We start from the raw sequence: 14991 nt of genomic DNA on the forward strand, positions 1-14991 counted from the left end.
CAATCGCAAGACGCCTTGCTATTTACTTTTCATCAGACAATCTGTGTGAGCACTACAAAGGCAGGTTCTTTAAGGTAAGGAGGTGATCCAACCGCAGGTTCCCCTACGGTTACCTTGTTACGACTTCACCCCAGTCATGAATCACAAAGTGGTAAGCGCCCTCCCGAAGGTTAAGCTACCTACTTCTTTTGCAACCCACTCCCATGGTGTGACGGGCGGTGTGTACAAGGCCCGGGAACGTATTCACCGTAGCATTCTGATCTACGATTACTAGCGATTCCGACTTCATGGAGTCGAGTTGCAGACTCCAATCCGGACTACGACGCACTTTATGAGGTCCGCTTGCTCTCGCGAGGTCGCTTCTCTTTGTATGCGCCATTGTAGCACGTGTGTAGCCCTACTCGTAAGGGCCATGATGACTTGACGTCATCCCCACCTTCCTCCAGTTTATCACTGGCAGTCTCCTTTGAGTTCCCGGCCGAACCGCTGGCAACAAAGGATAAGGGTTGCGCTCGTTGCGGGACTTAACCCAACATTTCACAACACGAGCTGACGACAGCCATGCAGCACCTGTCTCAGAGTTCCCGAAGGCACCAAAGCATCTCTGCTAAGTTCTCTGGATGTCAAGAGTAGGTAAGGTTCTTCGCGTTGCATCGAATTAAACCACATGCTCCACCGCTTGTGCGGGCCCCCGTCAATTCATTTGAGTTTTAACCTTGCGGCCGTACTCCCCAGGCGGTCGACTTAACGCGTTAGCTCCGGAAGCCACGCCTCAAGGGCACAACCTCCAAGTCGACATCGTTTACGGCGTGGACTACCAGGGTATCTAATCCTGTTTGCTCCCCACGCTTTCGCACCTGAGCGTCAGTCTTTGTCCAGGGGGCCGCCTTCGCCACCGGTATTCCTCCAGATCTCTACGCATTTCACCGCTACACCTGGAATTCTACCCCCCTCTACAAGACTCTAGCCTGCCAGTTTCGAATGCAGTTCCCAGGTTGAGCCCGGGGATTTCACATCCGACTTGACAGACCGCCTGCGTGCGCTTTACGCCCAGTAATTCCGATTAACGCTTGCACCCTCCGTATTACCGCGGCTGCTGGCACGGAGTTAGCCGGTGCTTCTTCTGCGGGTAACGTCAATTGCTGAGGTTATTAACCTCAACACCTTCCTCCCCGCTGAAAGTACTTTACAACCCGAAGGCCTTCTTCATACACGCGGCATGGCTGCATCAGGCTTGCGCCCATTGTGCAATATTCCCCACTGCTGCCTCCCGTAGGAGTCTGGACCGTGTCTCAGTTCCAGTGTGGCTGGTCATCCTCTCAGACCAGCTAGGGATCGTCGCCTAGGTGAGCCGTTACCCCACCTACTAGCTAATCCCATCTGGGCACATCTGATGGCAAGAGGCCCGAAGGTCCCCCTCTTTGGTCTTGCGACGTTATGCGGTATTAGCTACCGTTTCCAGTAGTTATCCCCCTCCATCAGGCAGTTTCCCAGACATTACTCACCCGTCCGCCGCTCGTCACCCGAGAGCAAGCTCTCTGTGCTACCGCTCGACTTGCATGTGTTAGGCCTGCCGCCAGCGTTCAATCTGAGCCATGATCAAACTCTTCAATTTAAGTTTGATGCTCGTGAATTAAACTTCGTAATGAATTACGTATGTTCACTCAGAGACTTGGTATTCATTTATTGTCCGGAGACATTAAGAATCCATGTCACTTTGAGTGCCCACACAGATTGTCTGATAAATTGTTAAAGAGCAGTGCCGCTTCGCTTTTCGCAGCGGCGCGGGGTGTGCATATTACGCCTTCCCGCTTCAGAGTCAAGCGTTTATTTTCGCTTTTCTCTGCTGACCCGGCGGCGTGTGTGCCGTTGTTCCGTGTCAGTGGAGGCGCATTATAGGGAGTAATTCCGAAGCTGCAAGGATAAAGTGAAAATTATTTACTGACTGCTCACTTTCCAGGCAAAGCACCTCCCACACCTCAATTTTTGCCTGGTTTTTAAACAAAAACGAGCCGCAAGCGGCTCGTTTTTGAGTTTTGTGATTTACTGCACTGCCACAATGCGATCGTCGTTGGCTTCGAGACGGATAACTTTGCCAGGAATCAGCTCCCCGGAAAGGATTTGCTGCGCCAGCGGGTTTTCGATCTGCTGCTGGATAGCTCGTTTCAATGGACGAGCCCCGTACACCGGGTCGTAACCATTCTCGCTCAGCAGCTTCAGCGCCTCGTCCGAGATGTGGATTTCATATCCACGCTCTTCCAGACGTTTATAAAGACGCTGCAGCTGAATCTGCGCAATCGACGCGATGTGTTTCTCACCCAGAGGATGGAAGACCACGACTTCATCAATACGGTTGATGAACTCCGGACGGAAGCTATGGCTGACCACACCTAGTACCAGATCCTTCATATGGCCGTAATCCAGCTCACCGAAGCGTTCCTGAATCAAATCGGAACCCAGGTTCGACGTCATAATCACTACCGTATTACGGAAATCGACCGTTCTCCCCTGCCCATCGGTCAGACGACCATCATCCAGCACCTGCAGCAGAATGTTGAACACATCCGGGTGTGCTTTTTCCACTTCATCCAGCAGGATGACGGAGTAAGGACGGCGGCGAACCGCTTCTGTCAGGTAGCCCCCTTCTTCATAACCGACATATCCCGGAGGCGCACCGACCAGACGCGAGACGGAGTGTTTCTCCATAAACTCGGACATATCGATACGCACCATCGCGTCGTCGCTGTCGAACATAAAGTTAGCCAGCGCTTTACACAGCTCGGTTTTACCGACACCGGTTGGCCCCAGGAACAGGAACGAACCGATTGGACGATTAGGATCGGAAAGCCCTGCACGGCTACGACGAATAGCGTTGGAAACAGCCTCAACCGCCTCGTTTTGCCCAATCACGCGATTGTGGAGATCCTGCTCCATGCGCAGCAGTTTCTCACGCTCGCCTTCCAGCATGCGTGCCACTGGAATACCGGTCCAGCGCGCCAGCACTTCAGCAATTTCTGCATCCGTCACTTTATTACGTAACAAGCGCATCGTTTTGCCTTCGGACTGCGTCGCAATCTCAAGCTGTTTCTCCAGCTCAGGGATTTTGCCGTACTGTAGTTCAGACATACGCGCCAGGTCACCGACGCGACGCGCCTGCTCAATGGCGATTTTTGCCTGTTCCAGCTCTGCTTTGATCGTCTGGGTGCCAGAAAGGGACGCTTTCTCCGCTTTCCACTCTTCTTCTAACTCAGAGTACTGACGTTCTTTATCGTCCAGCTCTTCGTTCAGCATATCCAGGCGTTTCTTACTGGCTTCATCAGACTCTTTCTTCAACGCCTGCTGTTCCAGCTTGAGCTGAATAATACGGCGGTCAAGACGGTCCAGCTCTTCCGGTTTCGAGTCAATCTGCATACGAATGCTCGATGCCGCTTCGTCGATCAGGTCGATCGCTTTATCCGGCAACTGACGGTCAGCGATATAACGATGTGAAAGCGTCGCCGCCGCAACGATGGCCGGATCAGTAATCTGCACATGGTGGTGCAGCTCATAGCGCTCTTTCAGGCCACGCAGGATCGCGATGGTATCTTCAACGCTTGGCTCAGCAACAAACACTTTCTGGAAACGACGTTCCAGCGCAGCATCTTTCTCAATGTACTGACGGTACTCATCCAGAGTAGTTGCACCAACGCAGTGAAGTTCACCACGCGCCAGCGCAGGTTTCAGCATGTTCCCGGCATCCATCGCGCCGTCCGCTTTACCGGCACCGACCATGGTGTGCAACTCGTCGATAAACAGAATGACGTTGCCTTCCTGTTTCGCCAGGTCGTTAAGCACGCCTTTGAGACGCTCTTCGAACTCGCCACGGTATTTCGCACCGGCCACCAGCGCGCCCATATCCAGCGCCAGCACGCGGCGGCCTTTCAGGCCCTCCGGCACTTCGCCGTTGACGATACGCTGCGCCAGCCCTTCAACAATGGCGGTTTTACCAACACCCGGTTCACCAATCAGCACCGGGTTGTTCTTGGTACGACGTTGCAGTACCTGGATAGTACGGCGAATTTCTTCGTCACGGCCGATCACCGGGTCAAGTTTGCCCTGTTCAGCACGCTCGGTCAGATCGACCGTAAATTTCTTCAAAGCCTGACGTTGGTCTTCGGCTCCCTGATCGTTCACGCTTTCACCTCCGCGCATTTTCTCAATCGCCTGAGTCACATTGGCGGTGGTTGCACCAGCAGATTTCAGCAGGTCGGTTAAGGTACCGCGTGATTCAAGCGCCGCCAGAACAAAAAGCTCTGACGATATAAAGTTGTCACCACGTTTTTGCGCCAGCTTGTCGCAAAGGTTCAGCACGCGCACCAGATCCTGAGACGGTTGAACGTCACCACCGGTACCTTCTACCTGCGGTAAACGGCTCAGCGCCTGATCGATAGCGGTGCGTAACTGGCCAGCATTAATGCCAGCGGACGTTAATAAAGGACGTACCGATCCCCCTTCCTGATTCAGCAAGGCGCTCATTAAATGAAGAGGTTCGATAAATTGGTTGTCGTGCCCCAGTGCGAGAGACTGGGCATCGGCGAGAGCAAGCTGGAATTTATTAGTAAGACGATCCAGACGCATAACTCCTCCCATTACAGGTCAAATTTGCTACTGGAGATTAAATGAGGTCATCCCTCAATTATTCAAGGTTAATGACCTGAATTATGTGAAAAGAAAACGGCACGTGCCGGATCGTCTTGATTCTTTAGGTTATATCAGCCAAATGAAACTTGCCATACGACCCGTCGTGTTGTCGCGGCGATAAGAGAAAAAATCACCCTTTTCGGTGAAGGTACAGCGATCGCCGCCGAAGATCTGCGTTACGCCCACGTTATTCAGGCGCTGACGAGCGAGCGTGTAGATATCGGCCAGATATTTACCCCCTGAAGGCAGGAAGGCTTCCACTGCTTGCGGATCTTTTTCCATAAAGGCTTCGCGGACCTCTGGGCCCACTTCAAATGCGCGAGGACCAATGGCCGGGCCGAGCCAGGCGATGATATTGTCTGGATCATCGTTAAAGCAGGCGACTGTTTCTTCCAGCACACCTTCACACAGACCACGCCAGCCCGCATGAGCTGCCGCGACTTCAGTGCCCGCACGGTTACAGAACAGAACCGGCAGGCAGTCAGCGGTCATCACGGCGCACACCGTTCCTGGCGTGTTGCTGTAGGAGGCATCGGCACGTTTAGACGCATAGGGTTCCCCCGACAGCGTCAACACATCCTTGCCGTGAACCTGCTCAAGCCAGACCGGTTTAGACGGTAACTTGCCCGCAGCAAACAGACGTTTACGGTTTTCTTCAACGTGTTCCAGGTTGTCACCACAGTGCGCGCCGAGGTTCAACGACTCCCACGCACCCTGGCTCACACCGCCGATTCGGGTCGAACTGCAGGCAGCCACGCCTTCGGGCAGCGGCCACTCTGGAACAATCAGTTTGGTCATAACCAGTCCACGTGATCCTTATGTTCTTCAAAGTCAGCGCGCATGGCGTCGATAAGTTCCACCATATCCTGTGGGATCGGCGCATGCCATTCCATCTGAATCCCCGTAATCGGGTGGTAAAGACGCAGCATGGTTGCGTGCAGTGCCTGACGGTCAAACTTACGCAGCACAGAAATGAACTCATCAGACGCGCCTTTTGGGGGACGAGGACGACCACCGTAAACCTGATCGCCCACCAGCGGATGGGTAATGTGCGCCATATGCACGCGGATCTGGTGAGTACGGCCGGTTTCCAGACGCAGACGCAGGCGCGTATGTATGCGGAAATGTTCCATGATGCGGTAGTGCGTCACCGCCGGTTTACCCATCGGGTGCACCGACATATGGGTACGTTTGGTCGGGTGACGACTGATAGGCTCTTCAACCGTGCCGCCAGAGGTCATATGACCAATGGCTACAGCTTCATACTCACGGGTGATTTCGCGCAACTGCAGGGATTCCACCAGACGGGTCTGAGCAGGAACGGTCTTTGCCACTACCATCAGACCCGTGGTGTCTTTATCCAGACGGTGCACAATACCGGCGCGCGGTACATCAACGATTGGCGGGTAATAATGGAGAAGTGCGTTAAGTACCGTACCGTCAGGATTCCCCGCACCCGGATGAACAACCAGGTCGCGCGGCTTGTTGATCACCAGAATGTCATCATCTTCATAGACGATGTCCAGTGGGATATCCTGCGGCTCGAAGCGGATTTCCTCTTCGATTTCAGCATTGATGGCGACAGCTTCCCCACCTAACACTTTCTCTTTTGGTTTGTCCCAGATCTTGCCGTTTACCATCACGCGCTGGTCAAGGATCCATTCTTTTATGCGTGAACGCGAATAATCAGGGAACAATTCGGCCAAAGCCTGATCTAAGCGTTGACCGAGCTGATTTTCGGAGACTGTTGCGGTGAGTTCTACTCGTTGTGCCATAAACTGCTTCTTCGTTTAACGTTGGGTTTTACGGCTTTGCCGTTTAATATAGTGTGCTATTGTAGCTGGTCTTAATCGGGAGCAGGAACAGAGTTTCTCCCGGACAAACATTTGAGGAAAGTCAAAACGTCATGACGCGCATGAAATATCTGGTGGCAGCGGCCACGTTGAGCCTGGCTTTGGTGGGCTGCTCCGGTTCAAATGAACAGGTCCCTGACAATCCGCCGAATGAAATCTATGCGACTGCACAACAAAAGTTGCAGGACGGTAACTGGAAACAGGCGATAACGCAACTGGAAGCGTTGGATAATCGCTATCCATTTGGTCCCTATTCACAGCAGGTACAGTTAGATCTTATCTACGCGTACTATAAAAATGCCGATCTTCCGCTGGCTCAGGCCACCATCGATCGCTTCATGCGTCTGAACCCAACTCATCCTAACATCGATTATGTCATGTATATGCGCGGACTGACCAACATGGCGTTGGATGACAGTGCGCTGCAGGGCTTCTTCGGCGTGGATCGTTCTGACCGTGACCCGCAGCACGCACGTGATGCCTTCAATGACTTCTCCAAGCTGGTGCGCGGCTACCCGAACAGTCAGTACATTACCGATGCCACCAAGCGTCTGGTGTTCCTGAAAGATCGTCTGGCGAAATATGAATACTCCGTAGCTGAGTACTACACCCGCCGTGGCGCCTGGGTTGCCGTGGTTAACCGTGTTGAAGGTATGCTGCGTGACTACCCGGACACTCAGGCAACGCGCGATGGCCTGAAGCTGATGGAAAATGCCTATCGTCAGATGCAGATGACTTCGCAGGCTGAGAAGGTCGCGAAAATCATCGCCGCGAACAGCAGCAACACCTGACAGAAGCGTTAATGCAAATCGGCAGCCTCAGGGCTGCCGATTTTTTATTCATTTCTGTCACCCGCTGAAGCGCTTTAGCGTCAACACATCCCGTCAACTATGGCCTCAATTTTTGTCTTCGACAAGGTAAATCTCACCTCTTCCTGCCCTGCCTCACAAAAAAGATTCCCTGACAAAAAGCGACAAAATAACGTGATATAAATCACACATTTTGACATTAGGTCGGGTATGCTGGAATCACCAAGACGGAAAGACAAGAGGTAAAATTTATGACAATGAACATTACCAGTAAACAAATGGAAATTACTCCGGCAATCCGCCAGCACGTCGCAGACCGTCTCGCCAAACTGGATAAATGGCAAACTCATTTGATTAATCCACATATCATCCTGTCCAAGGAGCCGCAGGGTTTCATCGCTGACGCAACTATCAATACTCCAAACGGCCATCTGGTCGCCAGCGCAAAACACGAGGATATGTACACCGCTATTAACGATTTGATCAACAAGCTGGAACGGCAGCTCAATAAAGTGCAACACAAAGGTGAAGCCCGTCGCGCCGCAACATCGGTGAAAGACGCCAGCTTCGCGGAAGAAGTTGAAGAAGAGTAATCCTTTAAATTGAGTGTACCGCCAACGCGCCTTCGGGCGCGTTTTTTGTTTTTTATTGACAGGGTGAAAACAGTACGGGTACTTTAACGGTATCAATTTCAGGATGACTTTATGAAACTTACGCCGTTCTTCTTCGCATTCTTTTTTACCTTCCCCTGACTGGGAGGCGTTTCGTCGTGTGATAAAGAATGCGAAGACGAACAACAAGGCCTCCCACAGCGGGAGGCCTTTTTTATTGATAACGATAAAACGAGACAGGCAACACTATGACACCGGAAAACCCGTTACTGGATCTGCGCGTAAAAATCAGCGCGCTGGACGAGAAATTACTGGCGCTGTTGGCCGAACGCCGCGCCCTCGCCGTCGAGGTGGGTAAAGCCAAGCTGGACTCTCACCGCCCCGTGCGCGATATCGACCGCGAGCGCGATTTACTGGAACGGTTGATTCAGCTCGGCAAAGCGCATCATCTTGATGCCCACTACATCACTCGTCTGTTCCAGCTCATCATTGAAGATTCCGTTCTGACCCAGCAAGCGTTGCTCCAGCAGCATCTGAACAAAACCAACCCGCACTCTGCACGCGTCGCGTTCCTCGGTCCAAAAGGCTCCTACTCCCACCTGGCTGCGCGCCAGTACGCAGCCCGCCATTTCGAAGAGTTCATTGAGAGCGGCTGTGCGAAGTTTGCTGATATTTTCAATCAGGTAGAAACCGGCCAGGCGGATTACGCCGTGGTGCCTATTGAGAACACCAGTTCCGGCGCCATTAATGATGTCTACGATCTGCTCCAGCACACCAGCCTGTCGCTGGTTGGCGAGCTGACGATCCCTATCGATCACTGCGTGCTGGTCTCCGGCTCAACCGACCTGAGTAAGATCGAAACGGTTTACAGCCATCCTCAACCGTTCCAACAGTGCAGCCAGTTCCTGAACCGCTATCCGAACTGGAAAATTGAGTACACCGAAAGCACCTCGGCGGCGATGGAAAAAGTGGCGCAGGCTAACTCTCCAACCGTCGCCGCGCTCGGTAGCGAAGCGGGTGGCGCGCTGTATGCCCTGCAGGTGCTTGAACGCAATCTGGCAAACCAGACGCAAAACATCACCCGTTTCGTGGTGCTGGCGCGTAAAGCTATTGATGTCTCGGATCAGGTTCCGGCAAAAACGACCCTGCTTATGGCCACCGGCCAGCAGGCAGGCGCACTGGTTGAAGCGCTGTTGGTACTGCGTAATCACAATCTGATCATGACAAAGCTGGAATCACGTCCGATCCACGGTAATCCGTGGGAAGAGATGTTCTACCTCGATATCCAGGCCAACCTGGAATCTGCATCCATGCAGAAAGCCCTGCGCGAACTCGGCGAGATCACGCGCTCCATGAAAGTGCTGGGCTGCTATCCGAGCGAGAACGTGGTCCCGGTTGACCCGGCTTAATGTTCGATAAAGCGGCTTTTCTTCATCCCTGCCACGCTGACGGGCAGGGTGAAGATGGCACCGGAGAGGGGGTACTTCGCCACCTCGTCCGCATCCATATTTTCCCGCGTGGTGGTAATAAACAGCGTTTTCATGTCATCACCGCCAAAACAGACCATCGTCGGGCAACGTACCGGCATGCGGTATTCTTCAAGTTGCTCCCCTTGCGGTGAAAAACGGGCAATACGCCAGCCGTCAAACAGCGCGCTCCAGTAGCAGCCTTCTTCATCCATAGCCGCACCGTCGGGTATGCCTTCCCCCTCGTTAAACCGGCGAAACGCCTCGCGCTTGCCGGGTTCGCCCTGCTCATCAAGCGGCGTACGGTAGATCACGCCGTTTGGCGTGTCTGAGGTAAACATCCACTGCTTGTCCGGACTAAACGCTAAGCCGTTATGCCCGTGAATATCACACTGGATCACTTTCGGCGTCAGGTCGTTATCGATACGCATCAGCATGGCACCGTTATAATCTCCCGGGCCCCAGAAGGTGCCTGCATAGAACCGTCCCAGATGGTCGGTACCCCCGTCGTTAAAACGAGCAAGCTGCGGGTTGGACGGGTTATCGCACACCTTGCGCCGGAGCAGACCGTGTTTATCGGTCAGCCAGATCCCCGTACGCATCGCCACAATAAACCCGCCACGCTCGCGCAGCGCGAAACAGCCCACCTCTTCGTGAAAAGAGAGCACGGAGTGTTCTGCCGTGGGCAGATGATAACGATGGATCTCCCCTTCCAGAATATCCGCCCAGTAGAGTGCATTCTCTTCCGCACTCCACGTCGGGCACTCTGGCAAATGTCCGGTGTAATTCAACAGCAGCTGCGGTTCAGCCATGACAGGTCCCCAAAATGAAAAAAGCCAGCAATGCTGGCTTTCAGTATATACATCATCGCATTACTGGCGACTGTCATTTGCCTGACGCAACAGCGTGCGGCTTTCACTCTGGAAACGCGTGGCGTAATCGCCGAACCAGTGCTCTACCTTACGGAAGCTGTCGATAAACGCCTGCTTGTCTCCGTGCTCCAGCAGCGTAATAGCTTCGCCAAAGCGCTGATAGTAGCGCTTGATCAGCGCCAGGTTGTTTTCGGAGGACATAATAATGTCCGCGTAAAGCTGTGGATCCTGAGCAAACAGGCGCCCGACCATCGCCAGTTCCAGACGATAGATAGGTGAAGAGAGCGCCAGTAGTTGTTCAAGCTGCACGTTCTCTTCCGCCAGATGCAGACCATAGGCAAAGGTTGCAAAGTGGCGCAGCGCCTGAATGAAGGCCATGTTCTGGTCGTGCTCAACCGCGCTAATGCGGTGCAGTCGCGCGCCCCACACCTGAATTTGTTCCAGGAACCACTGGTATGCTTCCGGCTGACGCCCATCACAGTAGACGACTACCTGCTTCGCCAGGCTGCCACTGTCCGGGCCAAACATCGGGTGCAGACCCAGTACCGGGCCCGTATGCGCAGCCAGCATTGCCTGCAGCGGACCATTTTTGACGGAAGCCAGATCCACCAGAATGCAATCATCCGGTAAAGGAGGAAGCTTCCCGATGATCTGCTCCGTCACGTGGATCGGGACGCTGACAATAACCATTCCGGCATCTTTCATGAGTTCCGGGGCATGCTCCCAGTCCTCTTTTTCCAGAATGCGTACCTGGTAGCCAGAAAGCGTCAGCATTTTTTCAAACAGACGGCCCATCTGACCGCCGCCGCCGACAATCACTACCGGGCGCAGCGAAGGGCAAAGGGTTTTGAAACCTTTGTCATTTTCACTGGAGTAAGATTCGCGCATCACGCGGCGCAGGACATCTTCAATTAAATCCGGAGAAACGCCCAGCGCCTGAGCCTCTTTACGGCGGGAGGCGAGCATAGAGGCTTCGCGTTCCGGGACGTAAATCGGCAGGCCGTATTTGCTTTTGACCTCACCGACTTCAGCAACCAGCGCCATGCGGCGCGCCAGCAGGTCCAGCAGCGCCTTATCCACTTCATCAATTTGATCGCGTAATGCGGTCAATTCAGCAACCATAACTACCCTCTTAAGCCAGACGCGTCGCCAGCTGGCCGTTCAAATCTTTGTGGATCTCACGCAGCAGCGCATCGGTGGTTTCCCAGCTGATGCAGGCATCCGTAACGGAGACGCCATGCTTCATTGCGCTACGCGGTTGTTCCGATGACTGATTGCCTTCATGAATGTTGCTCTCAATCATCAGACCGATAATGGAACGGTTGCCATCTTTAATCTGTGCGATCACCGATTCCGCAACCGCAGGCTGGCGACGGTAATCTTTATTCGAATTACCATGACTGCAATCTACCATCAGCGCCGGGCGCAGTCCTGCCTGTTCCATCTCTTTTTCACACTGCGCGACATCAGCCGGGCTGTAGTTTGGCGCTTTACCGCCGCGCAGGATCACATGGCCATCGGGGTTGCCCTGCGTTTGCAGCAGGCACACCTGGCCCGCCTGGTTGATACCGACAAAACGGTGCGGCATTGCGGCAGCACGCATCGCGTTAATCGCCGTCGCCAGACTGCCATCGGTACCGTTTTTAAAACCGACCGGCATCGACAGGCCAGACGCCATCTCGCGGTGGGTTTGTGATTCCGTGGTACGCGCACCAATCGCAGACCAGCTGAACAGATCGCCCAGGTACTGCGGGCTGTTCGGATCCAGCGCTTCGGTAGCCAGCGGCAGCCCCATGCTCACCAGTTCCACCAGCAGGCGACGCGCAATTTTCAGTCCTGCTTCCACATCAAACGAGCCATCCATGTGCGGATCGTTAATCAACCCTTTCCAGCCCACGGTAGTACGTGGCTTCTCAAAATAGACGCGCATCACGAGATAGAGGCTATCGCTGACCTCCTCCGCTAATGCTTTAAATCGACGAGCGTACTCAATGGCGGTTTCAGGATCGTGAATGGAGCAAGGACCGCAAACCACCAGCAGGCGCGGATCGCGGCCAGCGATGATGTCAGAAATGGTCTGGCGCGAGTGCTCGATTTGAGCCTCCTGCGCAATGCTCAGCGGAAATTCCGCTTTAAGCTGATCCGGAGTGATTAATACCTGTTCGTCAGTGATATGTACGTTATTCAGCGCGTCTTTTTGCATGATGGCGATCCTGTCAAGCTCGTTTGCGATAGTTGGTTTTCCTCTAAGAGGTGAAACCACCATACCATAAAAAGTAAACATTTCAATCCAAAATACGTACACATTAGTTTACACAAGCCAATTTATTGCAAAAATCAGCCGATAAAAACGTAAACTTTAAATTACATACAGATTTTCATTAGCCAGGCTATGCTGAAGAAAAAGGAGAATGGCTATGCGTTCAATTGCTCTTACGCTGTTGTCACTGTTCTTATCAGGTTGCCAGATCAATCCTTACACCTTCCAGCCTGACTGGACCAGCCCGAGTTGGTTTGATGCAGGTAAAGAAGACGCCATGAATGGCCTGCCGGTTAAAGATAATCAAACCCTGGCCGATAGTTTTAACGACCCCCATGTCGATCGGAGTGAATATCTCCGGGGTTATACTGACGGTCAGAAGAAAGTGTGTGAAGAGGGTTTTATTCACGCATGGGGATTAGCAGGTAAATCTTTTCCTGCCAGTTGTGATACTGCCGAAAATGCAGCAAAGCTGCATGAGTCATGGCAAAAAGGGATGGATGAAAGTATGAGTACCAGCAGACTTAATTGAGTCTGGCTTTTAATGTCCAAATATAAGCAATTGTAGGATTTAGCTTAAGTCTGGCCTGCGATTTTTCTGACATAATGACGGCGTTGATAAACAATGGTATTCTGCCAACAACTCTTAAGGACAACTATTTCCAGAGCAGTGTGGCGGAATCTGGTGAGAAATTTATTCTTGATCTCTTTGTTCCGATTCACTCTGGTGATAATGCTGTTCTTTACGGCAGGTTCAGCGACGGCAGCTCCGTTCACAGATACCGATAAATCGGTACGTTCGATTGTTTCCGGTATTGTGAGCTATACCCGATGGCCTTCACTCTCAGGGCAGCCTAAGCTCTGTATTTATGCTTCATCTCACTATACGCAAGTACTCAGCAGTGAAGATGCGCAAAGCCAGTTACCTTATACTCCTGTCATTGTACGTAACGATCGGGAAGCACTCTCCGCGACGTGCGATGCTATTTATTTCGGGGCTGAATCGCCTGCAAAACAACTTGAATTAATTAGTCAATATCAGGGCCGAGCGTTGCTATTAATCTCAGAGCAAAATCCTGAATGTGTTATTGGCAGTGCATTTTGCCTGATAACAGAACAGAACCAGGTCAGATTTTCCGTCAATCTGGATGCATTGACGCGCAGTGGCGTGCGCGTCAATCCAGATGTATTAATGCTTGCACGGAATAAAAAGCATGAATAAGGATTTCGCCTCTACACCGCGTCCGACGTTTAAAAGAACGTTGCGCCGGATCAGCATGATAAGCGTCATCATTACAATGACATTTATATGGTTGTTGCTGTGTTTCGCTTCCGTGGTGACATTAAAGCAATACGCGCAAAAGAATCTCGAACTCACCGGCTCAACCATGAGTCACAGCCTTGAAGCCTCGTTGGTTTTCAATGATTCACTCGCGGCCAATGAAACACTTGCAGCCCTTGGAAAACAGGGGCAATTTGCCGTGGCGGAAGTTCTCAATGCCCACCAAAAACGTTTCGCTTACTGGTCATGGGATCCGGAAGATAACACCGACACCCTGGGTGCGCTGGTCAGCCGCTGGCTGTTTCCTGTCCCTGTTGCACAACCGATCGTGCATAACGGCACGGTGATTGGCGAAATTCGCCTTACCGCACGAGACAGCCTTATCAGCCACTTTATCTGGCTGTCGTTTGCTGTCCTGACCGGCTGCATTCTGTTTGCATCTGCCGTTGCGCTCACCATTACACGTTCCCTGCATCACGGCATGGTGACGGAGATGCAGAATATTACCGACGTCGTCCATGACGTGCGAGCCAACCGTAATTTCTCCCGTCGGGTGACGGAAGGCCGTATTGAAGAATTCCACCAGTTTGGCGAAGACTTCAACAGCCTGCTGGATGAGATGGAAGAGTGGCAGCTAAAGCTTCAGGCCAAGAATGCCCAGTTACTGCGTACCGCCATGCACGATCCCTTAACCGGGCTGGCTAACCGCGCCTCGTTTCGTAATAGCATTGCAGCACTGATGAACGATTCATCGGCAAAGGCAAACTCGGCCCTGCTTTTCCTCGATGGGGATAACTTCAAGTTTATCAACGATACCTGGGGACATGCGGCAGGTGACGGCGTGCTGATTGAAGTCGCCAGCAGGATGGTTGAATTTGGTGATAAACGTCATCAATCATACCGCCTGGGCGGGGACGAGTTCGCCATGGTGCTGTACGGCGTCCATTCTGAGCGTGAAGTTCAACATATTTGCGCTGCGCTTTCGCAGCAGTTTATCCGTCCGTTTGATCTGCATAACGGGCAAACTGCATCATTATCACTCAGCATTGGCTTCGCTCTGGCGTGGGAAAATGCCTCCGTGGAAGCATTACTGGAGCAAGCCGACCGCAATATGTACCTGGTCAAGAATCAGCGTACAAAAACAATAACTTAGAAAGG

At 52.7% G+C, this 14991-nt stretch carries 13 protein-coding genes, 1 rRNA gene and 1 other annotated feature; of the genes, 7 read left to right on the plus strand and 7 right to left on the minus strand.

What is annotated here, in order from left to right; translation table 11 throughout:
• Window positions 1–75: 75 nt before the first annotated feature.
• The 4 genes from HV355_RS05635 to rluD form a co-directional block, all read right to left on the minus strand.
• Window positions 76–1615: ribosomal RNA gene (locus HV355_RS05635) — 16S ribosomal RNA — on the minus strand.
• A 428-nt stretch (window positions 1616–2043) separates the two neighbouring features.
• Window positions 2044–4617, minus strand: coding sequence for an ATP-dependent chaperone ClpB (clpB, locus tag HV355_RS05640; protein WP_089600687.1), 2574 nt, complete (start codon window positions 4615–4617; stop codon window positions 2044–2046).
• A 129-nt stretch (window positions 4618–4746) separates the two neighbouring features.
• The gene (gene yfiH, locus HV355_RS05645) at window positions 4747–5478 is read right to left on the minus strand and encodes a purine nucleoside phosphorylase YfiH (RefSeq protein WP_182401171.1); all 732 of its coding nucleotides are present in this window, start codon (window positions 5476–5478) and stop codon (window positions 4747–4749) included.
• On the minus strand, window positions 5475–6455 hold the full coding sequence (rluD, locus tag HV355_RS05650) for a 23S rRNA pseudouridine(1911/1915/1917) synthase RluD (protein WP_010434127.1): 981 nt from the start codon (window positions 6453–6455) through the stop codon (window positions 5475–5477). Before rluD ends, yfiH begins: the two co-directional genes overlap by 4 nt.
• Before the next feature lie 131 nt (window positions 6456–6586).
• Between rluD and bamD the strand changes: the two genes are divergently transcribed.
• The 4 genes from bamD (at window position 6587) to pheA (ending at window position 9362) form a co-directional block, all read left to right on the plus strand.
• Window positions 6587–7324: an outer membrane protein assembly factor BamD gene (gene bamD, locus HV355_RS05655; protein WP_010434129.1), complete on the plus strand. Its 738-nt coding sequence runs from the start codon at window positions 6587–6589 to the stop codon at window positions 7322–7324.
• Between the two features lie 269 nt (window positions 7325–7593).
• Window positions 7594–7935 carry a ribosome-associated translation inhibitor RaiA gene (gene raiA / locus HV355_RS05660; RefSeq protein WP_003863162.1) on the plus strand — a complete coding sequence of 114 codons (342 nt, stop codon included), beginning with the start codon at window positions 7594–7596 and terminating at the stop codon, window positions 7933–7935.
• 110 nt (window positions 7936–8045) lie between these two features.
• Window positions 8046–8171, plus strand: a sequence feature (Phe leader region).
• On the plus strand, window positions 8047–8094 hold the full coding sequence (pheL, locus tag HV355_RS05665; protein WP_100249759.1) for a pheA operon leader peptide PheL: 48 nt from the start codon (window positions 8047–8049) through the stop codon (window positions 8092–8094). It overlaps the preceding feature by 48 nt.
• Window positions 8172–8201: 30 nt before the next feature.
• Window positions 8202–9362, plus strand: coding sequence for a bifunctional chorismate mutase/prephenate dehydratase (gene pheA / locus HV355_RS05670; protein ID WP_182401173.1), 1161 nt, complete (start codon window positions 8202–8204; stop codon window positions 9360–9362).
• On the opposite strand, the gene HV355_RS05675 is transcribed toward pheA, so the two are convergent.
• The 3 genes from HV355_RS05675 to aroF are packed head-to-tail and all read right to left on the minus strand — an operon-like array spanning window position 9359 to window position 12494.
• Window positions 9359–10231, minus strand: a complete 873-nt coding sequence (locus tag HV355_RS05675; protein WP_182401175.1) for an SMP-30/gluconolactonase/LRE family protein — start codon at window positions 10229–10231, stop codon at window positions 9359–9361. The two genes, pheA and HV355_RS05675, sit on opposite strands and share 4 nt — an antisense overlap.
• Before the next feature lie 60 nt (window positions 10232–10291).
• Window positions 10292–11413, minus strand: coding sequence for a bifunctional chorismate mutase/prephenate dehydrogenase (gene tyrA, locus HV355_RS05680; protein ID WP_120159269.1), 1122 nt, complete (start codon window positions 11411–11413; stop codon window positions 10292–10294).
• A gap of 10 nt (window positions 11414–11423) precedes the next feature.
• Complete coding sequence (gene aroF / locus HV355_RS05685; protein WP_010434135.1) at window positions 11424–12494, minus strand: 3-deoxy-7-phosphoheptulonate synthase AroF; 1071 nt, start codon at window positions 12492–12494, stop codon at window positions 11424–11426.
• Between the two features lie 214 nt (window positions 12495–12708).
• Between aroF and HV355_RS05690 the strand changes: the two genes are divergently transcribed.
• From HV355_RS05690 to dgcN, 3 genes are all read left to right on the plus strand, one after another.
• On the plus strand, window positions 12709–13083 hold the full coding sequence (locus tag HV355_RS05690; protein WP_089600696.1) for a DUF2799 domain-containing protein: 375 nt from the start codon (window positions 12709–12711) through the stop codon (window positions 13081–13083).
• 153 nt (window positions 13084–13236) lie between these two features.
• A complete protein-coding gene (locus HV355_RS05695) occupies window positions 13237–13773 on the plus strand; it encodes a YfiR family protein (RefSeq protein ID WP_182401177.1) in 537 nt (178 codons plus the stop codon).
• Window positions 13766–14986 (plus strand): diguanylate cyclase DgcN, encoded by a 1221-nt coding sequence (gene dgcN / locus HV355_RS05700; protein ID WP_182401179.1) that lies wholly within the window; start codon window positions 13766–13768, stop codon window positions 14984–14986. Before HV355_RS05695 ends, dgcN begins: the two co-directional genes overlap by 8 nt.
• Window positions 14987–14991 lie beyond the last annotated feature (5 nt).

It is taken from the genome of Enterobacter sp. RHBSTW-01064 (assembly GCF_014103035.1).
Lineage (GTDB): Bacteria > Pseudomonadota > Gammaproteobacteria > Enterobacterales > Enterobacteriaceae > Enterobacter > Enterobacter mori.

What these genes read in the sequence shown, in the direction of transcription:
- clpB (WP_089600687.1), bottom strand. Translation starts at nt 4,617, where the DNA reads ATGCGTCTGGATCGTCTTACTAATAAATTCCAGCTTGCTCTCGCCGAT.
- yfiH (WP_182401171.1), bottom strand. Translation starts at nt 5,478, where the DNA reads ATGACCAAACTGATTGTTCCAGAGTGGCCGCTGCCCGAAGGCGTGGCT.
- rluD (WP_010434127.1), bottom strand. Translation starts at nt 6,455, where the DNA reads ATGGCACAACGAGTAGAACTCACCGCAACAGTCTCCGAAAATCAGCTC.
- bamD (WP_010434129.1), top strand. Translation starts at nt 6,587, where the DNA reads ATGACGCGCATGAAATATCTGGTGGCAGCGGCCACGTTGAGCCTGGCT.
- raiA (WP_003863162.1), top strand. Translation starts at nt 7,594, where the DNA reads ATGACAATGAACATTACCAGTAAACAAATGGAAATTACTCCGGCAATC.
- pheA (WP_182401173.1), top strand. Translation starts at nt 8,202, where the DNA reads ATGACACCGGAAAACCCGTTACTGGATCTGCGCGTAAAAATCAGCGCG.
- HV355_RS05675 (WP_182401175.1), bottom strand. Translation starts at nt 10,231, where the DNA reads ATGGCTGAACCGCAGCTGCTGTTGAATTACACCGGACATTTGCCAGAG.
- tyrA (WP_120159269.1), bottom strand. Translation starts at nt 11,413, where the DNA reads ATGGTTGCTGAATTGACCGCATTACGCGATCAAATTGATGAAGTGGAT.
- aroF (WP_010434135.1), bottom strand. Translation starts at nt 12,494, where the DNA reads ATGCAAAAAGACGCGCTGAATAACGTACATATCACTGACGAACAGGTA.
- HV355_RS05690 (WP_089600696.1), top strand. Translation starts at nt 12,709, where the DNA reads ATGCGTTCAATTGCTCTTACGCTGTTGTCACTGTTCTTATCAGGTTGC.
- dgcN (WP_182401179.1), top strand. Translation starts at nt 13,766, where the DNA reads ATGAATAAGGATTTCGCCTCTACACCGCGTCCGACGTTTAAAAGAACG.